Here is a 14,126-nt window from a genome sequence, read left to right as displayed (position 1 = left end):
TCGCGACCCCGTGATCCGCTGCCCCCACCACGCCAGTGGCGAGGGCCAGTGGATGCGGGCTGCTCAGCCCTCGCTCGGAGCCGGGGTCGCTGGGGACGGGGTGGCCGCCTTGCGTTCCACCAGGGGAAGCGACCGGAGCTGGCGTTCCAGGTGCCACTGGAGCAGCGCCGCTATCAGCCCGCTTCCCTCGCGCCGCGCGGAGGGGGACGCCGCCTCCGCGACCTCCCACGTGCCCGCCGCCAGCGCGTCCATCAGCTTCAGGGTGTCCTGGGCGGGCACGGCCGAGCCCGCTGGCCGGCAGCGGGGGCAGACCGAACCACCGGCGGGAACCGAGAACGACTTGTGCGGGCCCGGCTCGTTGCACCGCGCGCACTCGCGCACGGCCGGGGCCCAGCCCGCGAAGGCCATCGCGCGGAGGAGGAACGCGTCCAGCACCAGGGACGGGTCCCTGCTGCTCGTGGAGAGGGCCCGCAGGGCGCCGGTGACCAGCAGGTACAGCCGCAGGACCGGCTCGCCCTCCTCCGGGCACAGGCGGTCGGCCGTCTCGAGCACCGCGCAGCCCGCGGTGTAGCGCTGGTAGTCGGACATGATGCCGGCGCCGAACGCGTCCAGGGTCTGCACCTGCGTGATGATGTCCAGCGTGCGACCGGTGTAGAGCTGCACGTCGACATGGGCGAACGGCTCCACCCGCGCACCGAAGCGCGACGTGGTGCGCCGGACGCCCTTGGCCACCGCGCGGACCTTGCCGTTCTTGCGGGTGACCATCGTGATGATGCGGTCGGCCTCGCCGAGCTTCTGCACGCGCAGCACCACCCCGGTGTCGCGGTAGAGGCTCACGACCGTGCCTCGCCGGCTCGGCCCGGCCGCTCGCGGTCACCCCGCGTCGAATGGCTCGCTCCGCAAGCTCCACTCACCCCGCCATCGTCTCAAACCCTGCCGACAGTTTCCGCGCCGACACGGTGTGCTGGGATCGTCACGTGACGCAAGTTTCGGGGCCGGCGCTCGGCAAGCTCATCGTGACGCCGCGGCCGCTGTTCGATTACCGCAACATGTTCCTGCTCACCGACGACGAGCTGCGCGCGGGCCCGATCCTCGACTGCCCCGCCGGCGCCTCGCCGTTCGCGGCGCAGGTGCGGGCGCGTGGCGGGCAGGCGGTCAGCGTCGACCCGATCTACGGGCCGCGCGCCGACGTCGAGGCGCGCGTCGCCGCCGACCTCGCGCACGTGCACGACTGGCTCACCGCCGGCCCGGTCGGGCTCGACTGGGCCTACCTCGGCTCGGCGGACGCGCTGCTGCGGGCGTTCGAGGTGTCGGCGGACTTCTTCCTCGCCGACTACGCGGAGCAAAGCCCGCACTACGTCGCCGCCTGCCTGCCGGAGCTGCCGTTCGCGGACGGCGAGTTCCGGCTGACGTTGAGCAGCCACCTGCTGTTCACGTATCCGGAGTACGTGTCCTACGACGAGCACGTCGAGTTCCTGCTCGAGATGGTGCGCGTGACCTCCGGCGAGGTCCGCGTGTGCCCGATCGCCGACCCGGCCGGCGTGCCGTACCCGCGCCTCGAGGACGTCCGCACCGAGCTCGCCAAGCGTGGCATCACCACCGGGCTGCGCCCGGCGAAGTCCGCCTACAGCAAGGGCGGCGACGACATCCTGGTCTGCTACCGGGAGTCAGAAACCCAGGCGCCGTAGCTGTTTCGGGTCGCGCTGCCAGTCCTTCGCGACCTTCACGTGCAGGTGCAGGTAGATCTTGCTGCCGAGCAGCGCCGCGATGTGCCGGCGCGCCGTCGCGCCCACCGATTTCAGCCGCTCTCCCTTGTGCCCCAGCACGATCCCCTTCTGGCTGTCGCGCTCGACGTACAGGTTCGCGTACACGTCGAGGAGGTCGTCGCGGTCCTCGCGCGGGAGGATCTCCTCGACGGTCACCGCGATCGAGTGCGGCAGCTCGTCGCGCACGCCCTCCAGGGCGGCCTCGCGGATGAGCTCCGCGATCAGCACCTGCTCGGGCTCGTCGGTCAGCTCGCCGTCCGGGTAGAGCTGCGGGCCCTCGGGCAGCCGCGCGACGAGCAGGTCCGCGAGCGTCGACATCTGGTAGTCGTCCACTGCGGACACCGGGACTATGTCCGCGAAGTCCATGACGTCCTGCAACGCGACGAGCTGGTCCGCGATCTGCTGGCGCGACGCGAGATCCGTCTTCGTCACGACGCCGATGACCGGCGTGTGCCGGGACAGCTTGCGCAGCTCCGCGGCGATGAACCGGTCGCCGGGGCCGATCTTCTCGTCGGCCGGCACGCAAAAACCCACGACGTCCACTTCGGACCACGTGGCGCGCACGACATCGTTCAGCCGCTGCCCCAGCAGGGTGCGCGGGCGGTGCAGGCCCGGCGTGTCGACGATGATCAGCTGGGCGTCGTCGCGCTGGACGATGCCGCGGATGGCGTGCCGGGTGGTCTGCGGCTTGCTCGAGGTGATCGCGACCTTCGACCCGACGAGCGCGTTCGTCAGCGTCGACTTGCCCGTGTTGGGGCGGCCGACGAAGCAGGCGAACCCCGAGCGGTGCACGCCGCCCGACGCGCTGTCCGGTGTGGTCATCGGACCATTGTCGCGCCCGCTCAGCGCAGCGTGCCCGACGGGTCGGCGAGCAGGACCGGCGCGTCCGCGCTCAGGTCGGCTACCGCGGCGCGCGAGCCGGCGTCGACCGATTCCGACTCCGAGACCACGACCGCCGCCTCCAGGCCCTCGGCGCCCGACGACACGGCCGCCACGACGGCCGCCTGCAGCGCGGTCAGCTTCAGCGACGGCAGCGCCACGCTGCCCGCGAGGTACGTCCGCCCGTCGAGGTCTCGGACGGCCGCGCCCTCGGGTGCACCGGTCCGGGCCCGGGCCGACCGCGCCAGGGTTATCAGCTTCGCGTCCTCGGGGTCGACCTCAGGCACGCTCGACGCTCCTCTCGTCCTCGTTCTGCACGGCGGCCGGCGGCGCCAGCAGCCGGGCCACGACCGACGTGATGCGTACCCGGCCGCGGCTGTCCTTGCCGCCCTCCGCGAGCAGCGCCAGCCCCGCGATCTCCGCCTCGGTGCCCGGCAGCGGCACCCGGCCGAGCTGCTGGGCGAGCAGGCCGCCGACGGTCTCCACGTCCGAGTCGTCCAGCTCGATGCCGAACAGCTCGCCCAGGTCCTCGACCGGCAGCCGCGAGCTGACCCGCACGGCGCCGCCCTCCTCGAGATGCTCGATCGGCGGCCGGTCGTCGGTGTCGGACTCGTCGGTGATCTCGCCGACGATCTCCTCCAGGATGTCCTCGATCGTCAGCAACCCGGCGGTGCCGCCGTACTCGTCGACGGCGATCGCCATGTGGTTGCGGGACACCTGCATCTCGCGCAGCAGGTCGTCGAGCCGCTTGGTGTCCGGCACGAACGTGGCCTCGCCCATCAGGTCGGCCACCGTGCGCGGCCGCTCGCCGTTGCCGCCGGCCTCCATCGCGGACTTGACCAGGTCCTTCAGGTTAACCACGCCGACGACCTCGTCGACGCTCTCGCCGATCACCGGCAGCCGCGTGTAGCCGGTGCGTAACGACAGCGCGAGCGCCTGGCGGACGGACTTCGTGTTCTCGATCCACACCATCTCGGTGCGTGGCACCATGACCTCGCGCGCGATCGTGCCGCGCAGCTCGAACACGGAGTGGATCATCTCGCGCTCGTCCGCGTCCACGACACCGCTCTCCTGGGCCATGTCGACGAGCTCGCGCAGCTCGACCTCGGAGGAGAACGGGCCCTCGCGGAAGCCGCGGCCCGGCGTGATCGCGTTACCGACGACGATCAGGAAGCGGGACAGCGGGCCGAGCACGGAGCCGAGCGCGCGCACCGGCCCGGCGGCGATGAGCCCGACCGCGTACGGGTGCTGGCGGCCGAGCGTGCGCGGCCCGACGCCGACCAGCACGTAGGACACGACGATCATGCTGACCGCCGCGATGAGGCCGGCGAGCCAGTCGGAGTCGGTCAGCCGCAGGCAGGCGATCGTGACCAGGACGGTGGCGACGAGCTCGCAGCCCAGCCGCAGGAGCAGCAGCAGGTTGATGTGCCGCGGCCGGTCGGACACGACCGCGAGCAGCTGGCGCGAGCCGGCCCGGCCGCCGCGGACCAGGCCCTCGACGCGCGCCCGGGAGACCGCGGACAGCGCCGCGTCGGCGCAGGCGAAGAAGCCGGCGGCGATCACGAGGATCACCGAGATCACCAGCAAGCCGGCTGTGTCAGGCACCGCTCCCCCCGGGGGCCTAGTCGGCCGGTTCGTCCGGCCTGGTTTCGGTGAGGCCGACAGCCCCGAGCAGCTTGTCGTCCTCGCGCCGTTGCTCCGCGCGGCGCTGCGCGGCGGCCCGTTCCGCCGTGAAGTCGGCGAGGATGCGCTTCTGCAGCGTGAACATCTCGCGCTCCTCCGCCGGCTCGGCGTGGTCGTAGCCGAGCAGGTGGAGTACCCCGTGGACGGTCAGCAGATGCAGCTCGTCCATCAGCTCGTGTCCGGCCTTCTTCGCCTGCTCGCCGGCGAACTTCGGGCACAGGACGAGGTCGCCGAGCAGCGCCGGCCCGAGGTCTGGCGCGTCCGGCCGGCGGGCCGAGTCGAGCTCGTCCATGGGGAAGGCCATGACGTCGGTCGGGCCGGGCAGGTCGAGGTAGCGCTCGTGCAGCTCGGCCATCACGTCGAGGCCGACGAGCGCGACCGACAGCTCGGCGAGCCGGCTGACCTGCATGCGGTCGAGCGCGAACCGCGCCGCGGCGACGATCGACGGTTCGTCGACCGCCACCCCCGACTCGTTGGCGATCTCGATACTCATGATCAGCGGCCCCGCCTCGGCCCGGAGTGGCGGACCTCCGGCTCGGAGTCGTGGGTCGCCTGCCACCGGTCGTACGCGTCGACGATGTCGCCGACCAGCTTGTGGCGCACGACGTCGTGGCTGGTGAGGTTCGAGAAGTGCACGTCGTCGACACCCTGCAGGATGCCCTGCACGACGCGCAGGCCGCTCTGCTGCCCACCGGGCAGGTCGACCTGCGTGATGTCCCCGGTGACGACGATCTTCGAGCCGAAGCCCAGGCGGGTGAGGAACATCTTCATCTGTTCCGGCGAGGTGTTCTGCGCCTCGTCGAGAATGATGAACGCGTCGTTCAACGTGTTGTGCGTCAGCAGGTAGTCCTCCGTGACGTACAACGAGTCGGCCGCCGCGACCTGAATGCAGACCGCCTCCTCGGTGCCCGCCGGCTCGATCCGGTCGACGAACCGCGCCGGACGACCGCAGCCGCAGGCCCGGTACTCCTCGACCTTGGTACTCAGCCGGAACGGCTCGACGCCGGCCGGAAGCCGGATGTCCAGAACGAACGCGTCCTGTCGGCGTCGAGAGGTGACCACCCCGCCCAGCGAACGGACGATGCCGGTCACGTCGTCCCGGAGCCGCTGCGACCTGGTCGCGTACCGGATGGAACCGGTGGAGCCGGTGCGGTCGCGCACCGCGACCGGCTCGCCTGCGGAGTCGAGCAGGCCCTGCAACACCCCGAGCCGGACATCGGCGGAGTTGTTCAGGTACAGCTCGGGGACGAACGAAGCGTGCGGCCCGACCGGACCGGGGCGGCGAAGAGCGTCGGTGGCCGGATCGGCGGCGGTGAGCGAAGTACGTTCCGCGCCCATGGCCACCAGGGTCGGCGTGGCCGAGCCGGTCAGGCGGCCGTCGCCGAGCAGCAGGCCGAGCGCGTAGGGCTCGATGGGTACGGCGCGCTCCGGCAGGGCCACCGGGCTCGTGAGCAGGGGCAGCTCGTACTTCCGGGCGCGAGCGGCGCGGAACCTGCCCACCATCTCCTTGGTCTCGACGACCCGCCACGACGCGCCCCGACGACGGTCCTCGGGCGTCTTCACCGCCCACAGATGATCTTCCGAGCAGAGCGTGGCGGCGCCGTCCCGGGAGACGAGGCGGTAGATCCTCTTCGGCCCCTGCGGATAGACGCCGAGCACCGGGGTCGGCTCGCCGTTCGAGCCGACCACCAGGTCGCCGACCGCCAGGTCGCCGATCGGACGGAATCCGGACGGGGTCAGCACCTTCGTGTGCACCGGCTGCGCGCGACCACGCATGTAGGCGAGCGGGGCGACCTCGATCGTGCCGGCCTGCATCAGGCGCGGGATCGACTCGGGGTCGACCATGTCGTGCAGCGCGTCGTACAGCGGGCGCAGGTACGGGTCGATCTTCTCGTAGAGCGTGCCGGGCAGGAAGCCGAGCCGCTCGCCCGCCTCGACGGCCGGGCGGGTCAGGATGATGCGGTTGACCTGCTTCGCCTGCAGGGCCTGCACGGCCTTGGCCATGGCGAGGTAGGTCTTGCCGGTGCCGGCCGGGCCGATGCAGAACACCACGGTGTGCTGGTCGATCGCGTCGACGTAGCGCTTCTGGTTCAGCGTCTTCGGCCGGATCGTGCGGCCGCGGCGGGAGATGATGTCGAGGCTCAGCACCTCGGCAGGCGACTCGGCGGCCCCGGCGGAGAGCATCGCGACCGTCCGGCGGACCGCGTCGGGCCCGAGCTGCTGCCCGCGCCCGGCCAGCGTCACGAGCTCGGCGAACACCCGCTCGGCGAAGGCAACCTCGCCCGGCTCGCCGGAGAGCGTGACCTCGTTGCCGCGCACGTGAACGTCGGCGTCGAGCAGCTCCTCGGCGACGCGGAGGTTCTCGTCCCGGGAGCCGAGCAGCGCGAGCACCGCCTCGTCGGGGACGACGAAGCGAGACTGGGCGGTGGAGTCCGTCGGCTGGCTCATGGGTGGTGCAGAAGTCTGGGGCTCGTCGCCCCGTGCGGTACCGGTCACGTGCTCTCGGTCCTGCCTTCTGCGCTCATGCGCCAACTCGTCGCTGCTTGACGCCCCAATGTTAGTCGCCCCCACCGACAGCGCGCATCGACGTTGCGCTTGTGGGTGAGGTGTGACAGGTCGCGTCGTGGCCGGTGAGCGGGGCCGTCAGGACCCGGGGCGGCCGAAGAGACCCAGCTGCTCGCCACCCAGCACGTGCAGATGCGCGTGGAACACCGTTCGCCCGGCGTGCTCGCCCGTGTTGAACACGAGGCGGTAGCCGGACTCGTCGATGCCCTCCTGCTTGGCCACCGCCGCGCCCGCCGTGATCACGTCCGCCAGCAGCCGGGGGTCGGCCGCGGCCAGGGCGGCGGCGTCCTCGTGGTGCGCCTTCGGCACGACCAGCACGTGGACGTTCGACTGCGGGTTGATGTCCCGGAACGCGAACGTGGTCGAGGTCTCGTGGACCTTCTCCGACGGGATCTCCCCCGCGATGATCTTGCAGAACAGGCAGTCCGACATGCGAGCAGGCTAGTCGTCCTCGTCGGGCGGTGCCTCGCCTTCCCGCTCGTCGCGCGCGGCCCACTCCAGGAGCTGGTCGAGCGAGTAGACCGCGTCGTCGATGCCGGCGTGCAGGTCGCCCAGCTCGGCGTAGCGGGCCGGGACCGTGGCGATCGTGAACTCGCGCGGGTCGACCGACCGGAGCTCGTCCCAGCGGATCGGCGTGGAGACCCGCGCCTCGGGGACGCCGATCACGGAGTACGCGCTGCGGATGGTGTGGTCGCGCGTGTTCTGGTTGTAGTCCACGAAGATCGACTCCGGGTCGCGCTCCTTGCGCCACCACGTCAGGTCGACGAGTCCCTCGGCGCGCCGCTCGACCTCGCGGGCGAACGCGTGCGCCGCGCGCCGCACGTCCTTGAAGCCCCACCGCGGCTCGATGCGCACGTAGATGTGGAGGCCCTTGCCGCCGGATGTCTTGGGCCAGCCGACCGCGCCGAGCTCGTCGAGAACCTCCTGGGCGAGGAGAGCAACCTGGCGCACTTTCTCGAAAGTGGCGCCGGGCATCGGGTCCAGATCGATACGCCACTCGTCGGGTTTCTCGGTGTCGGCCCGCCGCGAGTTCCACGGGTGAAACTCCACACAGGACATCTGCACGGCCCAGACGACGCTCGCCAGCTCGGTGACGCACAGCTCGTACGCGTGGCGCCCGTAGCGCGGAAAGTCGACGCGCACGGTCTCGACCCACGGCGGCGCCCCGCGCGGCAGGCGTTTCTGATGGACCTTCTCGCCGGAAACGCCGTCGGGAAAGCGATGCATCATGCACGGGCGTTCGCGTAGCGCACGCACGATCCCCTCGCCGACGGACAGGTAGTACCTGGCCAGGTCGAGCTTCGTCTCGCCGCGCGCCGGGAAATACACGCGCTGCGGATTGCTGACCCGCACCACCCGATGCCCAACCTCGAGCTCCTCGAAGGGAGCAGCCTTACCCGCCACGGGAAAACGGTAACGCCGAAAGATCGAGAGACCCACCACGACACGGCCGCACCAGGAACGCGCGCGGGAAACCGATTACCGAAACCAAACGACAGAAGCGAACCAACAAGCGGTAAGGGCAGCCAAACGGCCGCACGCTGGTTGATGCGAAGCGAAACCAGGCCGGGTCGGGAGGAGCTCGCACCGTGGGGTCTGGGGGTCGCCCCCAGAAACGCCGAAGCGGGAAGGCGCAGCGAAGCGCGCCGAACAGGCTCGGGGATGCCGCGTCGCGGTGAAGCCTGGGGGTCGCTCCACCGCGACGCGGCGCCGCCGGACCGAGGGGGGAGGTGTCCGGCGGTAGTCGAAACGCACGGCGCCCACCAGTCGCCTGCAATGCAAAGCGTAGACCGTCCGACACGCTCAGCGCCAGCGTGTCGTCATTACTCCCAAGGCGGAAATTGCCGCAGCGGCCGCCGTTGACGCTCTCAGCACGGTCGGTCCGAGCCTTGCGACCTGCGCACCTGCGTCTTCGAGCACCGCTAGCTCGCTTTCGGAAATACCTCCTTCGGGGCCTACAACCAGTACTACGTCTCCATCACCCGGAAGGGTCAAATCCGTGAGTCCACTTGGGGCAGCCGCGTCGAGAACGATGCCGAGGGACGCGGACTGTATCAACGATGCCAAATGGGCCGTCGACACCGGCTCCGCCACCGGTGGCACCCACGTCCGGCGCGCCTGCTTCGCCGCCTCGCGGGCCGTGCTTCGCCAGCGTGCCAACGCTTTCGCACCGCGTGGCCCGTCGTCCCAGCGGGCCACGCAACGCGCGGCGCGCCACGGGACCACGGAATCCACACCGGTCTCGGTCGCCAGTTCGACGGCCAGCTCGCCGCGGTCGCCTTTCACCAGCGCTTGTGCGAGAACTATTCGGATTGCGGGCGCCGGGTCGTGCCAGCGGCGCGAAATCCGCAACCACAAGGAATCCTTGCCCGCCACGGACTCGACGACGCACGCGGCCGCCGAGCCGGAACCGTCCGACACGACCAATGCGGATCCCGCACCGAGCCGGCGCACGGCCGCCGCGTGATGCCCTTCGGGTCCGTCGAGTACAAACGTTTCAGAGTCCGGCAGGGCGTCGACGAGGAAGACCGGCGCGGTGTCGCTCAACGGTGCCGGGCGCGCAGCCGCGAGAACAGCCCGCCGGCGCGGCCGTTGGTCGACGCGACGACGGTCTCCTCCTCGCCACGCAGGCTCGCGAGCTCACGCAGCAGCTCCGTCTGCCGAGCGTCCAACTTCGACGGTATGTCGACCTCCACGTGCACGTGCAGATCGCCACGCCCGTCGACCCGGCCGGACGAGCGCAGGCGCGGCAACCCGTGCCCGCTGAGCAACAGCTCGGTGTTGGGTTGCGTGCCCGGTTCGAGCTCGAGCTCGACCGTGTCCTCAAGCGTTTCAAGCGGGACGACCGAGCCGAGCGCGGCCGTCGTCATCGGGATCCGGACCGTGCAGTGGAGGTCCGCACCGTTTCGCTCGAAGGTCTGATGCGGTAGCTCGATGACCTCCACGTAGAGATCGCCGGCCGGACCGCCGCCGGGGCCGACCTCGCCCTGCCCGGACAGCCGCACCCGCATGCCGTCCGCCACGCCCGGCGGGACCTTCGCGGTGATCGTCCGCCGCGCGCGCACCCGGCCGTCGCCGCCGCACTGCCGGCACGGGTCGGGGATGACCTCGCCGACGCCGCGGCACACCGGGCATGGCCGGGCGGTGACGACCTGGCCGAGGAACGACCGCTGGACGGACTGGATCTCGCCGCGGCCGGCGCACGTGTCGCACACCTTCGGCGACGTGCCCTCCGCGCACCCGGAACCGCGGCACGAGTCGCACAGCACCGCCGTGTCGACGGTCAGCTCGCGGTTCACGCCGGCGTTGCACTCCTCCAGCGTCAGCTCGATGCGGATCAGCGCGTCCGAGCCCGGCTGCACGCGGCTGCGCGGGCCCCGCCCGGTGCCCGCACCGCCGCCGAAGAACGCGTCCATGATGTCGCCGAGCCCGAAGCCCGCGAACGGGTCGCGGCCGCCCCCGCCACCGTTGCCCAGCGGGTCGCCGCCCATGTCGACGATCTTGCGCTTCTGCGGGTCGGACAGGACCTCGTAGGCCGCAGTCACCTCGCGGAAGCGTTGCTGCGCCGACTCATCCGGGTTGACGTCCGGATGCAGCTCGCGCGCGAGCTTGCGGTAGGCACGCTTGATCTCCTCGGAGGTCGCGTCCTGCCGCACCCCCAGGGTGCCGTAGTAGTCCCTCGCCACCGTGTCCCGTCCTCCTGCCCCGGTGCCGCCTTGGCACCTCGGGGTTCGCTTTCGTTCGTACCCGGCGCGGTTCAGCGCCCGGCCAGGATGTCTCCCACGTAGTTGGCAACCGCACGCACGGCCGCGATAGTTCCCGGATAGTCCATGCGCGTCGGGCCGACGACGCCCAGGCCGCCCAGCAGCGCGTGCTGCGAGCCGTAGCCGATCGACACGACCGACGTGCTGCGCATCTCCTCGACCTCGTTCTCCTCGCCGATCCGGACGGTGATCGTGCCCGGCGAGCTCGCGGCCGCGAAGAGCTTCAGCACCACCACCTGCTCCTCCAGCGCCTCGAGCACCTGGCGGAGCGACCCTGGGAAGTCCGCCGCGTTGCGCGTCAGGTTCGCGGTGCCGCCGAGCACCAGCCGGTCCTCGGGGTGCTCGACGAGCGACTCGACCAGCACGGTCGCTATCCGGGTCATCGGGTCGCGCAGCTCGGCCGGCGCCTCCTCGATCAGCTCGCTGACCTTCGCCGCGGCGTCGGTGAGGTGGTGCTCCACCAGCGCCGAGTTGAGCATCGTGCGCAGCCGGGCGACCGCGTCCTCGGTGATCACGTCCCCGAGGTCGATCATCCGCTGGTCGACCCGGCCGTTGTCGGTGATCAGGACCAGCATGACCCGCGCCGGCGTCAGCGCGACCAGCTCGATGTGCCGGACCAGCGAGTGGGTCAGCGTCGGGTACTGGATCACCGCGACCTGCCGGGTGAGCTGCGCGAGCATCCGGACGCTGCGGCGCAGCACGTCGTCGAGGTCGATCGCGCCGTCCAGGAAGCTGCGGATGGCCCGCCGCTCGGCCCCGGACAGCGGCTTGACGTCGGACAGCCGGTCGACGAACAGCCGGTAGCCCTTGTCGGTGGGGATGCGGCCCGCGCTCGTGTGCGGCTGGGCGATGTAGCCCTCCTCCTCGAGCGTCGCCATGTCGTTGCGCACCGTCGCGCTGGAGACGCCCAGGTTGTGGCGCTCGACGATCGCCTTGGACGCGACCGGCTCCTGGTTGGAGACGTAGTCGGCGACGATCGCCCGCAGCACCGCGAACCGGCGCTCGTCGGAGCTCGCCACCCCGCACCTCCCATCGGCCACGCGGGTTCTTTCACCACAAGTTTACGGAGCGGTTGGCACTCGCGGTCGACGCGTGCTGATTTCACCGCCCGCGGCAGCCGGATGTGCCAGGTGGCGCGGTGCAACGCGCGCGGAGGGTGACGATCCGGTGGGCGACCGCGAAGGCAACGCTGACGCTGGTCGGCGCGGCGGTCGTGGTGTTCTTCGTGGTGGCCGGCCGCCGCCGGCGGCGGCCGGCCCGGACGCGTGCTCGTCCGGTTCCGGGACGGCGCAGGTCCTGGCCCACTTCGACGGCGACGCCGACCTGCGCGTGGCGGCGGAGAAGCTGAGCGGTGACGACCGGATCGCCGCGTTGGACACCGAGACCAAGGCGGAGGCCGTGACGCGGTTCAAGAAGATCTTCGCCGACCAGCCCGAGCCGGCGGACCTCGCCGGCCCCGCGACGCTGCCCGCGAGCCTGTGGGCGGCACCGGTGGACGGAGTCTCGTCGGCGGCGCTGACCAGGCGGCTGATCGACGAGCTGCCGGCCGCCGGCCAGGTGATGGTGCCGCCCTGCCCGATGCCTACGACCGCGCAGCCCGCGCCACCAACCGAGCCCAGCTAGCTCGCGGCACGACCAGCACCGGCCCGCCGTTCTTGGAGTCCCGGATGGCGGCGGTCTCGGGCGGCAGGGCGACCTCGACACAGTTGGTGCCCTCGCCACTGCTGCGGCTGCTTTTCCGCCAGACCAGTTCCGCCATCTCTCCTCCGGTTCACAGCTCGGCGTGGCGCCGAAACAGCTCGATCGAGTCCTCCTGGCTGAGCGCCTCCGACCACAGCTCCCGGAACAGCTGGTGGAACCTGCTGACCTGCTCCGGGCTGTCGAGGAACTGCTCATTGAAAGGGTACTGGTGGTAGACGATGTCGGGCTCCTCCATATCGCGCGGGAAGCGCATGATGCTGAACGCGCCCTGCAGGCCCGGGTGGGCCTGGGCCAGCGGCAGCACCCGGATCTCGATGTTCGACCGGTCGGCGGTCTCGGCCAGGTGCGCGAGCTGCCCGGCCTGCACGTCCTGGCCGCCCATCGGGCGGATCAGCACCGCCTCGTCCAGCACGACCCGCAGCCGCAGCGGACGCTCGGCGTCCAGCCGCTCCTGCCGCGCTGTGCCGAGTGCGATGGTGCGCTCCACCTGCTCGTCGATGTCGCGGCGGCCCCGGTAGAAGCGCCGCAGCAGGACCCGGGTGTAGTCGGCGGTCTGCAGCAGGCCAGGCACGGTGGCCAGGCCGAAGTCGATGATCTCCTCGGTCTCGGTCTCGAAGTCGACATAGGCGCCCGCGACTCCCGGGCCGAACTCGTGCCACCAGCCCTTCTCTCGCGCGTGCAGGGCCATCTCGATGAGGGCGGGCCAGCGGTCGCCGCCGATCTCGTAGAGGTCGAGCATGCTCTTGAGCACGTGGACGTTGACCTTGGTCTCGCCGGTCTCCAGGCGGTTCAGGCCCGAGCGGCTGAGGTAGAGCAGCTGCGCGGCGTCGTCGAGGGTGAGGCCGGCGGCCTTGCGGAAGCGGGTCAGCAGCCGGCCGAGCCGCCGCTTGTTGAGACCGGGGCTGTAGCGCTCGATCACGGGATCTTCCTTTCGCGGCACGAAGGTCGTTCCACCATCTCCGTGCGACGCGGGAAGTGGGATCCCGCCACTCGATCGGTTGATGAGGCCCGCGGTACACCGCCACGCCGACGATTTCGGCGCGCCTGGCGGGCCTGTGGACAACCGGCCCGGTTGAACGGTCCGTTCAATCGCCGTCCCGGGGGCCCCCCGATTCCACGCTACCGGCGCGCACCGACGATCCCGGCTCGCGCTCGCGAAGCTGTGGACAGCCGCGCGGGTTGTGGACAGGTGCCCTTCTTCACGAACGCCGTTCTCATCGCGAACGGTGTTCGTACCAGGTGCCGTGTTCGGCCATGACCTGGCCACGTTCGTCGCGCCCCGTCCGGCGGCCGCTGCGCGAGGACCTGATCGTCGACACGGCGCTGGACCTGCTCGGCAAGGGCGACCTGGAGTCGGTGAGCATGCGGCGCGACCAGGTGCTGGGCACGGCGTCGCTGTACGCGCACGCGGCGAACAAGGCCGAGCCGCACGAGCCGGTGCTCGACCGGCCGCTTGCCACGATTCCCCACCCGCGCCCGATCCCGGCCGCTGGCAGGAGCAGCTGCGCGAGGTGGCGCGGGCACAGCTGCCGGACCGGCCCGCGCCGCTGGCCTTCGACACACTCGGGCTGTGGTGCGCGGCGCTCGCGGTCGAGGTGAGCTCGGCGTCGACCTGGCCCGGTCGGGCGAGGTCGACGCCGAGGAGCCGGCGCGGCGCGCGGATCGGGGCCTATATGGCGGAGAGGTCCGCGGAGTTCGCGAACCTCATCACGCTGGGCCCGACGCCGGCGTCCACACCGGCCGAGGAGCGGTTCGAGTTCGGTCTCGA

15 protein-coding genes and 2 pseudogenes are annotated in these 14,126 nt (G+C 71.2%); 3 read left to right on the top strand and 14 right to left on the bottom strand.

Annotation, left to right across the window (positions count from 1 at the left end):
• Nucleotides 1-63: 63 nt before the first annotated feature.
• On the bottom strand, nucleotides 64-837 hold the full coding sequence (gene recO / locus VH969_RS33685; RefSeq protein ID WP_331982115.1) for a DNA repair protein RecO: 774 nt from the start codon (nucleotides 835-837) through the stop codon (nucleotides 64-66).
• A gap of 140 nt (nucleotides 838-977) precedes the next feature.
• Here recO and VH969_RS33680 point away from each other — a divergent pair, with 140 nt between their 5' ends.
• Nucleotides 978-1,688: a hypothetical protein gene (locus tag VH969_RS33680; RefSeq protein ID WP_331982112.1), complete on the top strand. Its 711-nt coding sequence runs from the start codon at nucleotides 978-980 to the stop codon at nucleotides 1,686-1,688.
• Here the strand turns inward: VH969_RS33680 and era are convergent.
• From era to hrcA, 11 genes and pseudogenes are all read right to left on the bottom strand, one after another.
• Nucleotides 1,668-2,588, bottom strand: coding sequence for a GTPase Era (gene era, locus VH969_RS33675; RefSeq protein WP_331982109.1), 921 nt, complete (start codon nucleotides 2,586-2,588; stop codon nucleotides 1,668-1,670). The genes VH969_RS33680 and era overlap by 21 nt on opposite strands.
• Before the next feature lie 20 nt (nucleotides 2,589-2,608).
• Nucleotides 2,609-2,932, bottom strand: coding sequence for a cytidine deaminase-like protein (locus tag VH969_RS33670; protein ID WP_331982106.1), 324 nt, complete (start codon nucleotides 2,930-2,932; stop codon nucleotides 2,609-2,611).
• On the bottom strand, nucleotides 2,925-4,250 hold the full coding sequence (locus VH969_RS33665; protein WP_331982103.1) for a hemolysin family protein: 1,326 nt from the start codon (nucleotides 4,248-4,250) through the stop codon (nucleotides 2,925-2,927). Before VH969_RS33665 ends, VH969_RS33670 begins: the two co-directional genes overlap by 8 nt.
• 16 nt (nucleotides 4,251-4,266) lie before the next feature.
• Entirely contained in the window at nucleotides 4,267-4,821 is a 555-nt protein-coding gene (gene ybeY / locus VH969_RS33660) for an rRNA maturation RNase YbeY (RefSeq protein WP_331982100.1), read from the bottom strand.
• 2 nt (nucleotides 4,822-4,823) lie between these two features.
• Nucleotides 4,824-5,156 (bottom strand): annotated as a pseudogene (locus VH969_RS33655) (PhoH family protein); the annotation flags it as partial.
• A 936-nt stretch (nucleotides 5,157-6,092) separates the two neighbouring features.
• Nucleotides 6,093-6,776, bottom strand: a pseudogene (locus tag VH969_RS33650) (PhoH family protein); the annotation flags it as partial.
• 195 nt (nucleotides 6,777-6,971) lie between these two features.
• Nucleotides 6,972-7,325, bottom strand: coding sequence for a histidine triad nucleotide-binding protein (locus VH969_RS33645; protein WP_331982097.1), 354 nt, complete (start codon nucleotides 7,323-7,325; stop codon nucleotides 6,972-6,974).
• A gap of 9 nt (nucleotides 7,326-7,334) precedes the next feature.
• Nucleotides 7,335-8,297, bottom strand: coding sequence for a non-homologous end-joining DNA ligase (gene ligD / locus VH969_RS33640; protein WP_331982094.1), 963 nt, complete (start codon nucleotides 8,295-8,297; stop codon nucleotides 7,335-7,337).
• 399 nt (nucleotides 8,298-8,696) lie between these two features.
• Complete coding sequence (locus VH969_RS33635; protein WP_331982091.1) at nucleotides 8,697-9,440, bottom strand: 16S rRNA (uracil(1498)-N(3))-methyltransferase; 744 nt, start codon at nucleotides 9,438-9,440, stop codon at nucleotides 8,697-8,699.
• Nucleotides 9,437-10,579 carry a molecular chaperone DnaJ gene (gene dnaJ, locus VH969_RS33630; RefSeq protein ID WP_331982088.1) on the bottom strand — a complete coding sequence of 381 codons (1,143 nt, stop codon included), beginning with the start codon at nucleotides 10,577-10,579 and terminating at the stop codon, nucleotides 9,437-9,439. Before dnaJ ends, VH969_RS33635 begins: the two co-directional genes overlap by 4 nt.
• 71 nt (nucleotides 10,580-10,650) lie before the next feature.
• Nucleotides 10,651-11,676 (bottom strand): heat-inducible transcriptional repressor HrcA, encoded by a 1,026-nt coding sequence (gene hrcA / locus VH969_RS33625; RefSeq protein WP_331982085.1) that lies wholly within the window; start codon nucleotides 11,674-11,676, stop codon nucleotides 10,651-10,653.
• A gap of 148 nt (nucleotides 11,677-11,824) precedes the next feature.
• On the opposite strand from hrcA, the gene VH969_RS33620 reads away from it, so the two are divergent.
• Nucleotides 11,825-12,280 (top strand): hypothetical protein, encoded by a 456-nt coding sequence (locus VH969_RS33620; RefSeq protein ID WP_331982082.1) that lies wholly within the window; start codon nucleotides 11,825-11,827, stop codon nucleotides 12,278-12,280.
• Here the strand turns inward: VH969_RS33620 and VH969_RS33615 are convergent.
• Together VH969_RS33615 and VH969_RS33610 are read right to left on the bottom strand one after the other, a co-directional pair.
• Nucleotides 12,240-12,416: a DUF397 domain-containing protein gene (locus tag VH969_RS33615; protein WP_331982079.1), complete on the bottom strand. Its 177-nt coding sequence runs from the start codon at nucleotides 12,414-12,416 to the stop codon at nucleotides 12,240-12,242. The two genes, VH969_RS33620 and VH969_RS33615, sit on opposite strands and share 41 nt — an antisense overlap.
• 12 nt (nucleotides 12,417-12,428) lie before the next feature.
• Nucleotides 12,429-13,277 carry a helix-turn-helix domain-containing protein gene (locus VH969_RS33610; RefSeq protein WP_331982076.1) on the bottom strand — a complete coding sequence of 283 codons (849 nt, stop codon included), beginning with the start codon at nucleotides 13,275-13,277 and terminating at the stop codon, nucleotides 12,429-12,431.
• 335 nt (nucleotides 13,278-13,612) lie between these two features.
• Between VH969_RS33610 and VH969_RS33605 the strand changes: the two genes are divergently transcribed.
• Nucleotides 13,613-13,957: a hypothetical protein gene (locus VH969_RS33605; protein ID WP_331982073.1), complete on the top strand. Its 345-nt coding sequence runs from the start codon at nucleotides 13,613-13,615 to the stop codon at nucleotides 13,955-13,957.
• Nucleotides 13,958-14,126 lie beyond the last annotated feature (169 nt).

Origin of the sequence: Actinophytocola sp. (genome assembly GCF_036555685.1) — a bacterium.
Classification (GTDB): Bacteria; Actinomycetota; Actinomycetes; order Mycobacteriales; family Pseudonocardiaceae; genus Actinophytocola.
Note: the sequence above shows the minus strand (reverse complement) of the source record. Positions and strands in the feature narration are given on the sequence as shown.